This is a genomic window from Microcoleus sp. Pol12A5 (assembly GCF_036701435.1).
Classification (GTDB): domain Bacteria; phylum Cyanobacteriota; class Cyanobacteriia; order Cyanobacteriales; family Microcoleaceae; genus Microcoleus.
On record NZ_JAUBQU010000002.1, the window covers coordinates 32,607 to 49,203 of the forward strand.

Genomic DNA, 16,597 nt, shown 5'->3' on the forward strand with positions numbered 1-16,597 from the left:
GAGGATACAAAACAATGAGTCAACACAATTCTAAATCAGCTAGCATTGAATCTAATGGTTGTCGATGGTTAGTGAGTTTAATGGTGATTGGAGTATTAGCTTCCGTAGTTGTGCGACCCTTTCAGGCTAGGGTTAGGATCAACAAGCAATGGGAACCCAGAATGTATATTAGCTTAATCAACAAACGTCAGCAAGCCTATTTTGCCGAAAAAAGTGTTTTTAGCACTTCTGTTAAGGCTTTAAGAATTCGCATCATTAAAACCGAGACAGAAAATTACAAATATTCCCACCATACAACAAAAAAAGCGACATTTAATTATGGAGTTTCAAAGCATAAAGATATTAAAAGCTTTGTCGGTGTAGTTTTTGTAATTCCTGCTACAAAAGTTGAATCAAATGCTTCTAAAAATAAAATAAGGACAACATCTATATTGTGCAGATCTGATTCTCCTGGTACAATCAAACCACCAGAACCAACTTATCAAAATGGTAAAATTGCTTGTGCTATAGGCACCATTGAAATGCCACAAACTTATGACTAGAGGCTAGATCATGACAGTCGATTACCAATATCAAATCGGCGGCAGTCTCCCGCAAAATGCACCTACTTATGTAGTGCGACAAGCTGACTCAGAACTTTATCAAGCCCTCAAAGCCGGAGAGTTTTGTTACGTGCTCAATTCCCGACAAATGGGCAAATCCAGTTTGCTAGTGCGAACTGTACAAAAACTCTCGGCTGATGGCATTGCCTGTGCTACGATCGACCTTTCGGACATTGGCAACCAGCAAGTCTCTCTAGATAAGTGGTACGGTGGCGTCGCTTACAAGCTATTGTGCAGTTTCAACCTGTTTAACCCAGTCGAGTTTATGACTTGGTGGCGGGAGAGAGAGTTGATGCCCCCGGTGCAGCGCTTAGCAGAGTTAATTGAAGAATTGCTGCTAGTCAAAATTTCTCAAAACCTGGTCATTTTTATTGATGAAATTGATAGCGTTCTGAGTTTCCAAGAACCGCTAGATGATTTTTTTGCATTAATTAGATGTTGCTACAATAAACGCGCTCACAATTCAGAATACCAGCGCATTACATTTGCTTTGCTGGGAGTAGCTACGCCATCTGATTTAATTAGCGATGCAACTCGCACGCCCTTTAATATCGGCTTAGCTATTGAATTGAACGGTTTTAACTTACAGGAAGCTCTGCCTTTAGCCAAGGGATTTGAGGGAAAAGTAGACAATCCTCAAGAGGTTTTAAAAGAGATTTTGGATTGGACTGGAGGGCAGCCATTTCTGACTCAAAAGCTTTGCAAGCTGATTTTGCACAATATAAAAAGCTTAGCATCGGCTTCTATTATATCAGACTCAACGGATGAAAGCAAAACTGAAACTTTTACTACAAATCAATTATTAATTAGCGAGATAGTGCAATCTCGTATTATTGATAATTGGGAATCATCCGATGAACCTGTACACATCAAAACAATTCGCGATCGCCTTCTCAGAAGTCAGCACCGCGCCAGTAGGTTATTAGGACTATATCAAAAAATATTGCCACTTTCAGAACCCCCCGATTGTAGGGGCGGTGCCCCCGTGCCCGCCCTGGCAGGGGGGATCTGCGCCGATGATACTCCCGAACAAACTGAATTGCGGTTGAGCGGGTTAGTAGTAAAACGAGCCGGCAAATTAACCGTATCCAACCGCATTTACGCAGCTATATTCAACCATAACTGGGTAGAAAAAGCACTCGGCGACTTGCGCCCCTATGCTGAATCCCTAACAGCATGGATAGCTACAAATTGTCAAGACGAATCTCGCTTGTTGCGCGGTCAAGCACTGGAAGATGCGCGACAGTGGGCGGCAAATAAAAGCTTGAGCACCCAAGATTATCAATTTTTAGGTGCGAGTCAAGAAGCGGAATTTGCCAAATTTCGCTATCAAGAAAAACAGCATCAAGCTGAAATAGAACAACTGCGTCGCGAAAAAAAGTTACTACAGGAACTAAGCGAAGCACAAAACCAGAAAAAAGCGATTGCAGTTAAACTTTGGCGGGAGCAACAACTGAGAGTGCAAACAGTTACAGGAGCCGCAGCCATATTAATATCAATCCTGATAGTAGCTTTTTGGGTAAAACCGTCCATCGAAGAAAGAAACAACAAAATTCTCACTCTCAGTTTGCTATCAGAAACGCTATTTGCTGCAGATAAAAAAGAGGAAGCTCTGCTAGAAAGCATCAGAGCTGTTACAGAAATGAAACGATCGCTCGGAGTCAGCTCAGATATTCAGATGCGAGTGGCGATCGCCCTCGAACAGGCAGTTTACAACTTTCGGGAACGCCGCCGCTTGCAGACTCAAGCCAGTACCCTTGCTTTCGCGAGTTTCAGTCCCGACAGTCAAACGATTGTGACTGCTACGGATGATAATTATATCAAACTTTGGCAAACTAATGGAACTTTGCAAGCAACATTAACAGGGCATACGGATAAAATTATCAGGGCCATCTTCAATCCTAGCAGTCAGATTATTGTCTCAGCAAGCGACGACCAAACTGTAAAAATTTGGCAAAAGAATGGCAAATTGATCCACAATTTAAAAGGACATAGCGATCAAATAACAAGCGTCTCTTTGAGTCCAGATGGTAATATTATTGCTTCTACCAGTGCCAATGGCACTGTTAAACTCTGGAAAATCAGCGGTGAAGAATTGGCAACTTTTCAAGTGGATCGAGGTTGGATAACCAGCGCGAGTTTTAGCCCAGACGGTCAGATAATTGCTGCGGCTGGTACTGATGGCACTGTTAAACTTTGGAGCTTGAGAAAGGTTACGGAAAAGTTGCAAAAACAGCAGTCAATCGAAGCCAGCACTGATATCAAATTGCTCCGAACTTTACAGATGGAAAGTGATAAAATTATGAGTGTAACTTTCAGTCCCGATGGAGCAATGCTGGCGGCTGCAAGTGCTGGAGGAACTGCGAGAATTTGGAGCAAAGACGGCACACCGTTAAGTATTTTAAAGCATACAAGTGGAGTGACAAATATCAGCTTTAGTCCCGACAGTAAAATGTTGCTATCTGCTAGCACAGACAAAATGCTGAGGCTGTGGAACGTTGACGGTACATTGCTCAAAACTTTAAAAGGTAACAAGGATGCTGTGTGGAGTGCGAGTTTTAGTCCAGACGGCAAGGCGATCGCTAGTGCTAGTGCTGACGGTACGGTGATGCTGTGGAATTTTAATCTTGACGATTTATTGCAGCAGGGTTGTAATGGAGTCCGCAATTATTTGCAGACAAATCCGATCGCAAATCAAAACAATCGCCACCTCTGCGATGGGATTGGAACTCAGTCGGAACTCACGCAAAAAAAACCGGGTTAAGAGTCAAAATGTTGAGTTTGGCAGCAAAGTATCTAGGCAGAAACTGGCTTTTTGACCGCCCCTGCGTCTAGGGCTGATATGGTTTAATTTGGTAGCAGCTAATAGGTAATAGGTCAGCCCGATCGGTGTATTCAACTCTAGAGCAAAAGTACCAGCGCCTGCAAAAAGACTTAACAGGCGGAGTCATCGCCCTGGGCGGCATTTTCTGCACGGGTACTCTTTGGTATTGGCAGGTGGAAAAATGGTCTTTGCTAGATGCCGCTTACATGACAGTATTTACCCTAGCAACTGTGGGCTACGGTGAACTTCAGCCCCTCGGTCAACGCGGCCGAATGTTTACCATATGCCTGATTTTGATGGGGGTGATTGTGATTGGTTTCATCGTCAACCGCTTTACAGAAGCGCTGATTGAAGGATATTTTCAAGAAGGAGCAAGAATTAGGCAGCAGCGGCGATTGGTAGATTCTTTGATCGGGCATTACATTCTCTGCGGTTTTGGGCGCACTGGCCGCCAAATTGCCTTGGAATTTCAGGCCGAATATATCTCTTTTGTGGTGATAGATTCGGCGATACAGTCGGTTGAGGCAGCTTTGGCGCTGGGGTACACGGCTGTCCAAGGAGACGCGACTCTGGACGAAATTTTGCTGAGTGTGGGGATCGATCGCGCAATTTGCATAGTAGCAGCTTTGCCTTCGGATGCCGAGAATTTATACACTGTGCTGTCGGCGAAAACTCTGAATCCGAAGGTACGGGCGATCGCCCGCGCCACCACAGAAGAAGCCGTAAAGAAGTTGCAGCGAGGCGGGGCCGATGCCGTCGTATCCCCCTACATCACCGGCGGAAAGCGGATGGCGGCGGCTGCTTTGCGGCCTCAAGTTATGGATTTTTTAGACGGTGTTTTGACGGGCACCGATAGTTCTTTTTACATGGAAGAATTTCTCGTCGATCCCAATACTTGTGTCTACGTCGGGCAAACTTTGAGAAATGCCAAATTGCGATCGCAATCGGGGGCCTTAGTTTTAGCGGTGCGGCGCGCTAGCGGGACTTTGATTGTGGGGCCTACGGGAGAAACTGCGATCGAAGGAGGAGATATGCTGATCTGTTTGGGTACTGCTGAACAACTGCGAACTCTCAATCAAATCCTCAGTCCCCTGAGTTTTCGCCTCCCCCGGCCTCCCAAGTAGAAGTAGTACGATCAATCGCAATTTAAACCCGCCGCTGCTGCTGTCGGAAATTCGATCGGCACAAAAGTCACCCCAAACTGCTCCTTAGAACACTTGACAATATGCACTAATATCGGACTAAAATTTTTGCGCGAACCCGTTTTGTCAAACTGAATTGTTCCGGTGGCTCCTGTGGCGCTAAAATTTGGATCGGCTAAGGTTTTTTGCATCCCTTCGCGGCTGGGTTGGTGCTGCATTTCTATGGCTTGAATCAGCGCCTTAGCGGCATCGTAGGTTAATGCAGTTCGGTGACTGACATTTCCTTCCCAAAGCTTGCGAGTATTCTCAAGGAATTTGCGGTTGGGAGATTTTAAATGATGCCAAGAAACTGCGGCCGCCATTTTCTCAAAAGACGGTAACTGAGCAGCAGCTTCTAAAGTTTTTTGACTGTATATTCCCCCCGTGCCGACAACCCAATTGCGGTCGAGATTGGCTTGCAAAAGTGCCATCGCATTGTTGAGAGCGATCGGGATGTGACTCGGACTTAAAACTATCGTTGTTTTCTCTGTTTGCCTAATTTCTTGTATGGCTTTTTTCACGTTAAAGTCGCTGTGTGACAAATCGAATTCGGTGATATTTGCAATATTTCCTCCCCGTTCTCTAAACTGTTTTCTGAATTCTTCCCAAAAAGAGGAAGTGGCTTCGCTGGTGGTGCTGTAGAAACCTGCTACTTTGGTTTGACCTTTTTTTTCAATCAGATATTTCGCGAATACTTCAACACTAACTTTAGTCCGAGGCACAGTCCTAAAGAAAAAATTTCGGGGTTTTTCTGTGGCTTCTTCCGTCGTACTGCCTGGGGAAATTAATACTAAATGATTTTGGTTGTAAATATCGACTGTATGGACTGTCATTGCGTTAGTGTAGTGACCGATAGCGCCCAAAACACCGCCCAGTTTGACTAGGGAATTAGCGCGGGCGAGCGACTCTTCTTTTAGATTGGCATCGTCAGCAATTATGACTTGTAAACCTTTACCTTTAATAGCTTGATTCTCTTGAAAATCTAAACCATTTAGGTTGCGATCTATCTCAGAATTGAATAATTTTAAATTAACTTCCGTTTGCGCTTGAGCAACTCCCCGCAAGATTTCTTTAGGCAAATCTATCTCGGCTCTACCTTGTTCGTTGGTACTAACGGGAACGATTACGGCAAGCGTGTAATAATCGGCTTTTTTAGCCTTTAATAAGGCATTATTCATGTAAATTAAAGTTTCGGGATCTTTGCGTTCTTCTTCATGCCACGACCTTTTAAAGTAATTAAATGCTTCCCGATAATTGGATTTGGCAAATTCATTAACTCCTGCTTGCTTTAATCGAGGAGTCGAGGATTTTAGTAGAGATTCTTCGCCGCAGCTTAAAGCATCACCTTGCAGTAAAAGACAAGTTTTCGGGGTAAAAATGTTGTGAAAAAAAAGGGCGATCGCACATCCGGCAATAATTCCCGCAATTGCCAACAGCGATCGGCGAAAGTGCGATCGACAAAATCCCGAAAACCGATCGCGTTTCGGCGGTGGCGATAGGGATAGGATTGGATGATTATCTGGCAACTGTTGCGGTACATTCAAATTCTGTGACAGTGGGGGCGCCGGGTGTAAGGTGGCGATCGAATTCAAAGCCTGCAAAACATCAGCAACAGATTGGTAGCGATCGGGGAAGTTGTAGCGCACCATTCTGTTTAAAATCGTTTCCATGCCGGCGCTAATCTGTACCATAGGGCGATCGGGAGTCGAGTAGCGCCAAACGATATCGCCCCGCCGGGAATCTGTCAGGAAATCTTGAGCAGGAGACAAGCCTGTAAGGGCTTGAATAGCGACAATACCTACAGAGTAGATATCGCTACAAAATTGAGGATTGCCAGCAATTTGTTCTGCCGGCGAATATCCTTGCGTATAAATAGTTCTGCTGATAGTGTTTCCCGAATCAGTTATTTCCAAGGAACTGATTTCTTTGACAGCCCCAAAATCAATCAGAACTATTTGCCGATCGCAATCGCGCCGAATTAAGTTAGAAGGAGTGATATCGCGGTGAATGACATTGTGTTCGTGAACAAAAGCGATAACTGGCAAGATATCCTGCAAAAATTCAACTACTTGCTCTTGAGTCCATTGAGTATTTGGAGCGAATTCTTGCCTCAGCGGATGTCCTTCAATGTATTCTTGAATTAAATAAAAATTGTCATTCTCTTGAAAGCTATCGAATAACTGTGGAATGCGCGAATGTCCGCCCAATCGGCGCAAAGATCGAACTTCTCTTTCCAATCGCTGCTGTGCTTCTGGCAAGAGTTGCGGATCGCTTGGCTGCCTAATTTCCTTAATAACGCACAGGCGGTTATCCGGTATGTCTAAATCCCTAGCTGTATATGTCCTCGCAAACCCTCCCCGACCTAATTCACTGACAATTTGGTAACGTTGGCGCAGGATATCTCCTGGTTGCAGGCACATAGATTTTTCGCTATTTTTTTAATTGTCTGCGCTCTTCAAGGTTGATTTTACCGCATTTTTACAGCGATTTCTGTTAAGTTTCTGTTAAGTTTTAGAAACACTAGCGATCGGCAAAGTAATTACAAATTGTGTTCCCTTTCCTCTTTAACAATTTACCTCAATTGGGACTTGATTTTTGGCAACAATTTGACAAGCAATAGCCACCCTCTATCTGGTATTTTTGCCATCGACAAAAGCCGCAATGCCATAGGTTTCCAGCATCGGACTTCAGTCCTTATTAAAATCCGAGGACTTTACTCCTGACTAAAAACCATAAAAATTGGTAATGAAATAGCTTCGTAGTGAAGAGTTCAGTCCTCATTAAAATCCGCGATGAAATAGGTTCCTAGTGAGGACTTCAGTCCCCATTAAAATCCGACGACTTGCATTCCTCACTAAAATAGACAAACCATAGACAAGTCATGGAAAAAACAAAGGTTCTACAGCATTAATAAGCTATAGAACCCTTGAAAATATATATTTTATTGCAAGCCGATGGTGGGATTTGAACCCACGACCGTTCGATTACGAATCGAATACTCTACCCCTGAGCTACATCGGCACAGACAATTTTGAATTGTAGCACAGCCTAAATGAAAAAATCAAGGAGTTGTAGAATTTAATTCACAACTCCAAAACTCCTAGCTCACCAAAAGTTAAACGGTCACTTCCGCGTCAGTTGAGCCGCCTCTGGCCCCGGAATAAACTAAACCCCGCTGCATATCCAGCGTCAGCATAGTTCCGTCCCGAATTACCCGCGTGGCATTCTTCACGCCCACCATCACCGGCACGCCCAAGCGCAAACCGATAATCGCGGCGTGAGAAGTCAAACTGTCCTCCTCCGTCACCACACCGGCTGCTTTCCGAATCATCTCCACAAAAGCGACGCTGGTGTGTTCCACTACCAAAATTTCTCCAGGGTGGAAATTTCCTACATCTGCCGCAGTGCGAGCAACCCTGGCCATGCCACTCACCGATCCCAAACCGACACCGGTGCCTTTGCCTAAAACTGCTGTCACTACCTCAACTTTGATCAAATCCGTCGATCCGGCAACCCCTTGCAGAGTACCGGCGGTCATCACGACTAAATCTCCGTCGCACACTAACTCTTTTTCCTGGGCGACTGTCATGGCAGAGTGAAATGTCTGGCCGGTGGAGGGCAAATCCAACACCAGCAAGGGTTTGACTCCCCATACCAATTGCAGTTGTCGGGCTACGTCTACGTGAGGAGTAACTGCCAAAATGGGAGTTTTGGGTCGGAACTTCGAGACATTTCGGGCTGTGGCGCCGGTTTTGGTCAGCGTCATGATGGCTGCGGCGTTCAACTGTTCGGAGATTTGGCTGACTGCTTGGCTGATGCCGTTGGGGATCGATCGACCAATATCTTCTACATTCCTAATATTCCGCTTAATTCCTTCCTTCTCCATCCGCACTGCAATTCTCGCCATCGTCGCCACCGCTTCGACGGGGTACTTGCCGACAGCAGTTTCATTCGAGAGCATCACTGCATCAGTTCCGTCAAGAATCGCGTTTGCCACGTCGGAAATCTCGGCGCGGGTGGGACGGGGATTGTTGACCATGCTGTCGAGCATCTGGGTAGCGGTAATTACCGGAATACCCAGGCGGTTGGAGGTAGCAATCAGGCGCTTTTGCAAAATCGGCACGTCTTCGGCGGGCAGTTCCACTCCCAAATCGCCGCGGGCGACCATCACGCCGTTGCAAAGGGTGAGAATTTCCTCCATTTGTTCGATCGCCTCGTGCTTTTCGATCTTGGCAATCACTGGTACTTGCTTGCCCGCACTGGCAATCAGTTCTTTAATTTCGAGTACGTCTTGGGGATTTCGCACAAAGCTCAGGGCTACCCAATCGACACCTTGGTCGAGGCCGAACATTAAATCTTTGCGGTCTTTATCAGTCAGCGCCTTAATTGATAGGTAAACTCCCGGAAAATTCACGCCTTTGTTGTTGGAAAGCGGCCCGCCGACGACGACGCGGCAGTACAATTCCCGCGCTGCGCGGTCTACTTTTTCCACCAGCATTTCCACTTTGCCGTCGTCAAGCAGAATCACTGCTCCCTCTGGAACTTCGTCTGCTAGGGGGTCGTAGGTGACGGAAGAAATGAGTTCGGTGCCGGGAACCGGGCGGCTGGTTAAAATAAAAGGATCGCCGTTTTTGACCACTATAGAGCCTGTCTCAAAGCGCCCTAAACGAATTTTCGGACCTTGGAGGTCTTGGAGGATGGCAACCGGCTGGTTGAGTTCAAAGGAAGTTTGCCGGATTAAGCGAATGCTGCGCTGGTGGTCTTCTTCTGTTCCGTGGGAAAAGTTGAGTCGCAAAGTTGTGGCACCGGCTTCTATGAGCTGGCGCAGCACTTGTGGGTCCGAAGTTGCTGGGCCAATGGTGGCGACGATTTTAGTCCGGCGTAGGGCTTTTGGCAATTGCATCAGCGGTGTTCTGGGGAGGCAGGTGGATTTCTTGTTTAAATTTCGGCTAACGTTTCATCTTTCACTACAAGCAATGACGCTAGTCTCAAGTCTTAAAAATTTTGATAGTCGTCAAAAAAGCAGGTATTGAACAATATATAGAATATCTGACTTTTTACCCATCGGTAATCTTTTCTCGGGCAGCGCGCTTTTTTGCAAATTTATCTGCTCTCAGGCTTGACATAAATACAAAGATACCCATTGATTTTATTGGGTCTGCAGAGTTCTTTTGGCTAATCTAGCACTGGTATCCTTGCACAACAGCAATACTTTCCTGGTTGTGCAGAGGCTAGTTTCTGGCGATCGAACTCTGTTCTTTCATAAAACTTTACTATTGTCCGGCTTGTATCTTATACTACGCAAGAGTGAAATATTAAGGAGTCTTAACAAAGATGTCGGAGGCAGGACGGCCGCTGACAGTGCCGAAAGAGTTTCTGAGTCCTCCCGGTGACTTTAATCCGACACTGCTGCTGTTTTTGAGTGCAGTAGCGATTATCGTGATTTCTAACTTGGGTTTCTGGTGTTGGGGATGGCCGCAGTGGTGCTGTTTTTCGCTGAATGTGTTGGCGTTGCACATGGCCGGAACTGTGATTCACGATGCGTCTCATAATGCGGCCCATCGCGATCGCACAGTTAATGCTATTTTGGGACACGGTAGCGCGCTGATGTTGGGTTTTGCTTTCCCGGTGTTTACGCGGGTACATATGCAGCATCACGCCCACGTCAATGACCCAGATAACGATCCAGACCATTATGTTTCGACCGGCGGGCCTTTGTGGTTGATTGCTGCGAGGTTTTTTTACCACGAGATTTTCTTTTTTAAGCGCAAACTGTGGCGGAAATACGAATTATTGGAATGGTTCCTCAGCCGTTTGTTTGTGATCGCGATCGTGTATATCTCGATTCAATACGGTCATTTAGATTACGTGCTGAATTTTTGGTTTTCTCCGGCTTTGGTGGTGGGGTTGGCCTTGGGGTTGTTTTTTGATTATTTGCCGCACCGTCCGTTTCACGATCGCGATCGCTGGAAAAATGCCAGAGTATATCCGAGTCCTATTCTGAATATCTTAATTTTGGGGCAGAATTATCATCTGATCCATCACTTGTGGCCTTCAATTCCTTGGTACAATTACAAGCCTGCTTACGAAGCTGTGAAGCCGCTGCTAGATGAAAAGGGTTCTCCTCAAACTTTGGGAATATTGGAAGGGAAAAAGGACTTTTGGAGTTTTATATATGACATTTTTTTAGGGATTAGGTTGCATCACAAGAAAGCGTCTGATTGACAAAAAACCCGGCTTCTCAAAGAAACCGGGTTTTTTTATAATAAAAGCTTTTAACCGTATATCCCTAGGGCAGGTTTTGTACTGTATCAAATGCCGTAAAAAATAAACCCACCTGTAATGGTGAGTTAACTGTTAAATCAATCCCAAAGTGAATCTATTATTTATTTTTCCCCAGCCACCGCCACCGCTAAATTCCTATCGGGACGCAAATTTTGAGCTCCCCGCAAATAAGGATGATAAATTTCAGTATGTGCCGGCCAATTGACGTGAATTAAAAACCGAATGCAGCGTTCCAAAGCACCCTCAACGTGCATTTGCTGTACGTCCAACAAAGGAACATTGCACCAGTGAGAACGTTCGCGGGCGATCGCGGCCGGAAACACAGCATCTAAATCGCGAGTAGCAGAAAACGTAGCACTAATAATTAATTCTGGATTTATATCATTTTTTGCTTCTAATTCATCTAACAATTCTCTCACCGCTTCTCGAATTGCTGCCACCGAATTCTCGCTAGCAGTAGTTGCCCCACGAATCCCCCGCACTTGCCACTCCACGCAAATTTCCTCCATTTTAGTCAGTTGTCAGTTGTCAGTTGTCAGTTGTCAGTTGTCAGTTGCTAGTTGTCAGTTGCTAGTTGCAATTACCTATTACTAATTACCAATTACCACTGCCAACTAACTACTGCCAAGTGCCAACTGACTATTTAATCACGGGCGATACATCCACAGCGGCAAACCGCTAGTAGAAAGCTCGAATTCCAGCAAATTATTGTAAGCTGAAAGCCCAGATATATCCAGACTACTCCCCAAGACGCGATTTAGGAAAGGTTTTTGTTTTTCTAGCGTGCAAGACTCGGTTTTTTCCGGGTCGAGGCCTGCGAGTTCGGCGGCAAGGCGGCGAGCGTCCTCTTCTGTTCCCAGCCGATCGACCAAACCCAATTCTAAGGCTTGCTGACCGGTAAAAACCCGACCGTCGGCAAAACTTTTGACTTTTTCAACAGCCAATTTCCGGGCTTCAGCAACGGTTTCCACGAATTGCTGGTAGCTGGTGTCGATCAAGTCTTGCAAAATTTGCTGTTCAGGATCTGTCAATTCTCGATCGAATGCCAAGATATCTTTATACGGCCCCGATTTAATCACCTGAAAAGAAACGCCTACTTTTTCTAACAGCCGTTCTAAATTGTTACCCCGGATAATCACGCCAATGCTGCCGGTAATTGTACCGGGATTAGCAACGATATGCTCGGCTCCCATGCCGATGTAAACTCCGCCAGAAGCTGAAATATTGCCAAAACTGGCAACAATTTTGACTTTTTCGCGCAGACGCTTGAGTGCGCTGTAAATTTCCTGGGAATCGCCGACAGTGCCGCCGGGGCTGTCTATCCGCAGCAGCAAGGCGGGAAATTTTCGTTCTTCAACGGTTTTGAGAGCTTCTAGGACTCGTTTACGGGTTTCTCCGGCAATGGCTCCGGTGATTTCGATACGGGCGATTTGTTTGCGGTAGCGGGGCTTGAATGGCCAAATCATGGGCAGTTTTCGGGCAATGTTACGGATTTTTGTAGCTAACTCTTATAGTGTGACTCATCCGAGGGAAGAAGGCATTCGGATCGGGCAGAGGGAAGATTTTCGCCATCTGGCGTTCGCTCACTATCGGGATCTCCCACTCTCCGACTATCGGGTTCCTCTGCCATAAGTACGATCGAATTTAACTCAACACCACTATATAATAATTGTAAAAATTGCTTAACAAATCTACATCATTCTCGTGAGAGCCACTCTCATTAATTATTTGGAGTCTCCGTCATGCAGCTAAAGCTTACCGATTCAAAACTGCCTTTTGCCCCGCTGTTGCTAATTGCGCCGTTTTTCCTGTGGGGAACCGCGATGGTAGCGATGAAGGGGGTGATGCCCCACACAACGCCCCTTTTTGTGGCATTCGTGCGTTTAGTACCTGCCGGCGTTTTGGTGCTGCTGGCGGCAGCATTCATGGGAAAACCGCAGCCGCAGGGTTGGAAAGCTTGGCTGTGGATTTCGCTGTTTGCTTTGGTTGACGCTACTTTGTTTCAAGGCTTTTTAGCCGAAGGTTTGGCGAGAACCGGTGCGGGCTTGGGTTCGGTGATGATTGATTCTCAACCGCTAGCTGTGGCGATTTTGTGTTTGTGGCTGTTTCAAGAAAAAATTGGTTTTTGGGGCTGGTTGGGATTAGTTATTGGCGTAGTTGGCATCAGTTTAATTGGGTTGCCGGATGGCTGGATTTTGGGGCTGTTTCATCCAGAAAACGTGCAGGTTTCTGCGGGTATCGAACAGTTGTTTCAGGGTGGAGAATGGTTGATGCTGTTGGCTGCTTTGTCGATGGCTGTGGGTACGGTTTTGGTGCGCTGGGTTTGCCGTTATGTTGACCCGGTGGTGGCGACTGGTTGGCACATGATTTTGGGCGGTTTGCCGCTGTTGGCAATTTCGGCTGTAACTGAGTCCGAACAGTTTGTGAATATTGATTTTTCCGGCTGGATGGCGTTAGGTTATTCTACCGTGTTCGGAAGTGCGATCGCCTACGGTTTATTCTTTTATTTTGCTTCTACCGGGAGTCTAACCAGTTTAAGTTCTCTTACCTTTCTTACGCCTGTTTTTGCTTTGCTGTTCGGCAATTTGTATTTGGGCGAAATCCTCAATCCGCTGCAATCGATGGGAGTTGGACTGACTTTGGTGAGTATTTATTTGATTAATCAGCGGGATACTTTGGGTGAGAAATTGCGAAAAGTGCGGCACGGTGAAGCGAGTGCAGAAGTTGAAGCAACAGGATTGTTAGAGTCGTCTGAGTTGAATTCTGTAGAATTACCCGTGCAGTTGCGGGTTAGCGAATTGGAATCAGAAGTGTAGCAGGTGGAAAAGTTTAGGCAAAATTGCCTAAATTTACCACTCGTCCTCTAAAGGAATAACAATTTTCTTGCTTTCAATCTCTACTACAAAACTTGTCAAACTGGGATTTTTTTGGTAACAATCCATCAAATCCTTATGCTTGCGATATTGTTTGGAAATTTCCCGATAATATTCAGGCTTTTTAGCGTCAATTGTAAAATCATGTTTCTTTACAAGCTCTTTATTTAACGTTTCTAAACACTTTTTGAATTTAGACTTTTTGTTGTCTTTATAATACAGTGGCAGCAACCAACACTCAATAGAGTGTACTGATATAGCCCAAATGATTCGCTGTTGACATTGACTGTAGAAATCTTCGCCAATTTCCTCTTTAAACTTTTCGATAACTTTTTCAATCAACTCTTGAGGAGTAAATTCGCCATTTTCATCTCGCTGTGGGATATCATAACCATGCTCTTCTGAAACATCAGTATCTATTTGGATAATTATATAGTCATTAAATTGAAACGCTTCTTGAAAATCTTTTAAACGGCAATAAGCAAAAACTTGACTCCAACTACCATAACCTTTAAATTTGTTTTCATCTTTTTTATCTCTTTCTGGTTGAAGCGGTCTAATATCTAGATCTGGATTCTTGAAATATCCTGCTAAAATATTTTCAATCACAATCTGGTCAGTCAATCCCTCAGTAATTAATCCAAAACTAATCATATTAAAAATTCTTAGGAAGTCCGCCGATATAGCCCCTCAAAAAAGCCTCGGATAATTTTACAGGTTCCTGTCCTTCGAGAGGTTCAGGTTTGAGAATGCGTCTAGCTTTAGTATGCCCTAATTGGTTACGGTAGATCACAAACAGCCGCTGTTGATCATCATCTAAATCTAAACCGTCCAAAACTGCCGGGTTGTGGGTTGTGAATATAGCTTGTTTGTCGTGTTTTTTTGCTAATTCGACTAATTCTTGCATTAATCTGCGACACAATCTGGGGTTGAGAGAAGCATCAATGTTATCTATTGCAAAAAATTTAGGTGTGATATCACTAATAAATAAAGCGAAGTAAAAAAGCAAAAATAAAAAGCCTTCATTAGAACTTCTTTGGTCAAAGTAAGTTAACTCTTGATCTAAGTATCTATCTTTAATTTGGAGAGAGTTTTGAATATTTGATAAATTTGGAGGAGCTTCAAAATCTTGAAACCAATCTATGAGTTGCAGCTTTTTTTTGATTTCATTAAGCGGCTCTTGGTTATCATCAGAATTCAAAAATTTTAAAAGTTTAAACAAACCTTCTCCATTAATCCCTAATGGTTGAATTTGGCCTTCTTTTTCAAAAGTTCGTAAAGCTTGGTTTTCAGGAGAGAAAATTATAAATTTTTTTAGACCAACTATTTGATAAGCCTGATGTTTAAAAGTCTTACTTTTTTCTATATTTGTGCCAGTATGATAACTTACAAAATCGTAAACTGGACTATAAGAAATATAATACTTGCTGTCATTAACCCACTGAGAATAGGGAGAGTTATCATTTTGTAAACGAAATTTAAATTCTTGTCCATCATTCCATCTTAAGTCAATTTTGATATCTTTAACCAAATTTTCCATTTCAAAGGCCGATCGCATAAATTGAGGTTCTGTAACTCTGATGCCCCTAGATGCTAAAAACTCGTTATCCAGCTTGTCATCTGCCGCAGCAGAAGCAAGGGCGATCGCCTCTAGGATATTGCTTTTGCCACAGCCATTTTCACCGATCAATACGGTGACTCGTCCTAATTCTAGCTTCAGCTTTTGAATGGACTTATAATTTTCGATTCTGACTTCTCCAATCATAATTTAATCCCATATAATCTTAGTGTACTCATTGTATCTCCGATCGCATGAATCTCAAAGAACGCTTGCACAGCCATCTGATTCAAATTGTACGCGATCGCAATCCATACCTCGCATCCGAAGGACATTTTTATGCTCAGCAATACATCCGCGAACAGTTGGCACAGTGGGGAACTGTAGAAATTGACGATTTTTCGGTTCGCGGCCGAATTCATCACAATTTGATTTTGGATTTACCCCCCTTAGATCGGGCTAGTAAGAAGCGGTTGCTGCCGATCGTAATTGGTGCTCATTACGATACTGTACCCGGAACACCTGGGGCGGATGATAATGCTACTGGTGTTGCTGTTTTGCTGGAACTCGCAAGGGATATCGCATCTGGGCCGCTCAAATATCCAGTGCAATTAGTCGCCTTCGATATGGAAGAATACGGTTATTTGGGAAGCAGTCATCATGCAGCTAAATACAAGCAACAGCAAAAGTCAATCCGGTTAATGATTTCTTTGGAAATGTTGGGTTATTGCAACCACAATCCTAATTCTCAAAGCTATCCCGCTGGCTTGCAATATTTTTATCCAAATAGTGGCAATTTTATTGCTTTAATTGGCACTTTGCGGACGGTTCCCGATTTGATTAATTTGAGTGGCAAAATTCGCAAATCTGGTCAGCCCTGCGAGTGGCTGCCGGTGCCGAATCGAGGTTTAATTGTGCCGGATACTCGCCGCAGCGATCATGTTCCTTTTTGGGATAATGGTTATCCGGCTATTATGGTGACTGATACTGCTAATATGCGAAATCCGCACTATCATCGAGAAAGTGATAGGATTGAAACTTTGGATTTGGATTTTCTGGCGGGTGTTTGTCTGGGATTGGTTGAGGCTATTCGACATTTATAGGAATTTTATTTTAACTGACATTTTGTACCTCGATCGAGAACAGGCAAGATGCCTATTCCACAAGAGATAAATTGTATTGTGGGGTAGGCAGGAGAGCCCACCCATAAAAGGCTGATTAACATTTACGATCGAGAACAGGCAAGATGCCTGTTCCACAAGAGATAAATTGTA

The 16,597-nt window shown here is 44.5% G+C and carries 12 protein-coding genes and 1 tRNA gene; 6 read left to right on the forward strand and 7 right to left on the reverse strand.

What is annotated here, in order from left to right; translation table 11 throughout:
• Positions 1-14: 14 nt before the first annotated feature.
• From QUA45_RS00875 to QUA45_RS00885, 3 genes are all read left to right on the forward strand, one after another.
• Entirely contained in the window at positions 15-542 is a 528-nt protein-coding gene (locus tag QUA45_RS00875; RefSeq protein ID WP_333094677.1) for a type IV pilin-like G/H family protein, read from the forward strand.
• A 10-nt stretch (positions 543-552) separates the two neighbouring features.
• On the forward strand, positions 553-3,366 hold the full coding sequence (locus tag QUA45_RS00880) for an LpqB family beta-propeller domain-containing protein (protein ID WP_333218943.1): 2,814 nt from the start codon (positions 553-555) through the stop codon (positions 3,364-3,366).
• Positions 3,367-3,491: 125 nt separating this feature from the next.
• Entirely contained in the window at positions 3,492-4,550 is a 1,059-nt protein-coding gene (locus tag QUA45_RS00885; RefSeq protein ID WP_333094679.1) for a potassium channel protein, read from the forward strand.
• An 11-nt stretch (positions 4,551-4,561) separates the two neighbouring features.
• On the opposite strand, the gene QUA45_RS00890 is transcribed toward QUA45_RS00885, so the two are convergent.
• The 3 genes from QUA45_RS00890 to pyk all read right to left on the reverse strand — a co-directional run bounded on the left by QUA45_RS00890 (position 4,562) and on the right by pyk (position 9,510).
• Positions 4,562-7,027 carry a bifunctional serine/threonine-protein kinase/ABC transporter substrate-binding protein gene (locus tag QUA45_RS00890; RefSeq protein WP_333218945.1) on the reverse strand — a complete coding sequence of 822 codons (2,466 nt, stop codon included), beginning with the start codon at positions 7,025-7,027 and terminating at the stop codon, positions 4,562-4,564.
• A gap of 529 nt (positions 7,028-7,556) precedes the next feature.
• A tRNA-Thr gene (locus QUA45_RS00895) sits at positions 7,557-7,628 on the reverse strand.
• A gap of 94 nt (positions 7,629-7,722) precedes the next feature.
• The gene (gene pyk, locus QUA45_RS00900; protein ID WP_333094681.1) at positions 7,723-9,510 is read right to left on the reverse strand and encodes a pyruvate kinase; all 1,788 of its coding nucleotides are present in this window, start codon (positions 9,508-9,510) and stop codon (positions 7,723-7,725) included.
• 431 nt (positions 9,511-9,941) lie between these two features.
• Between pyk and crtR the strand changes: the two genes are divergently transcribed.
• A complete protein-coding gene (crtR, locus tag QUA45_RS00905; RefSeq protein WP_333094682.1) occupies positions 9,942-10,832 on the forward strand; it encodes a beta-carotene hydroxylase in 891 nt (296 codons plus the stop codon).
• 161 nt (positions 10,833-10,993) lie between these two features.
• On the opposite strand, the gene aroH is transcribed toward crtR, so the two are convergent.
• The gene (gene aroH / locus QUA45_RS00910) at positions 10,994-11,401 is read right to left on the reverse strand and encodes a chorismate mutase (protein WP_333072926.1); all 408 of its coding nucleotides are present in this window, start codon (positions 11,399-11,401) and stop codon (positions 10,994-10,996) included.
• A gap of 138 nt (positions 11,402-11,539) precedes the next feature.
• Positions 11,540-12,358 (reverse strand): signal peptide peptidase SppA, encoded by an 819-nt coding sequence (gene sppA / locus QUA45_RS00915; RefSeq protein ID WP_333094683.1) that lies wholly within the window; start codon positions 12,356-12,358, stop codon positions 11,540-11,542.
• A gap of 276 nt (positions 12,359-12,634) precedes the next feature.
• Between sppA and QUA45_RS00920 the strand changes: the two genes are divergently transcribed.
• The gene (locus tag QUA45_RS00920; protein ID WP_333094684.1) at positions 12,635-13,708 is read left to right on the forward strand and encodes a DMT family transporter; all 1,074 of its coding nucleotides are present in this window, start codon (positions 12,635-12,637) and stop codon (positions 13,706-13,708) included.
• A gap of 33 nt (positions 13,709-13,741) precedes the next feature.
• On the opposite strand, the gene QUA45_RS00925 is transcribed toward QUA45_RS00920, so the two are convergent.
• Entirely contained in the window at positions 13,742-14,419 is a 678-nt protein-coding gene (locus QUA45_RS00925; protein WP_333094686.1) for a phage tail protein, read from the reverse strand.
• A gap of 1 nt (position 14,420) precedes the next feature.
• Positions 14,421-15,530 (reverse strand): AAA family ATPase, encoded by a 1,110-nt coding sequence (locus QUA45_RS00930; RefSeq protein WP_333094688.1) that lies wholly within the window; start codon positions 15,528-15,530, stop codon positions 14,421-14,423.
• Positions 15,531-15,577: 47 nt separating this feature from the next.
• Between QUA45_RS00930 and QUA45_RS00935 the strand changes: the two genes are divergently transcribed.
• The gene (locus QUA45_RS00935) at positions 15,578-16,426 is read left to right on the forward strand and encodes a M28 family peptidase (protein ID WP_333218946.1); all 849 of its coding nucleotides are present in this window, start codon (positions 15,578-15,580) and stop codon (positions 16,424-16,426) included.
• The last annotated feature ends 171 nt before the right edge of the window (positions 16,427-16,597 follow it).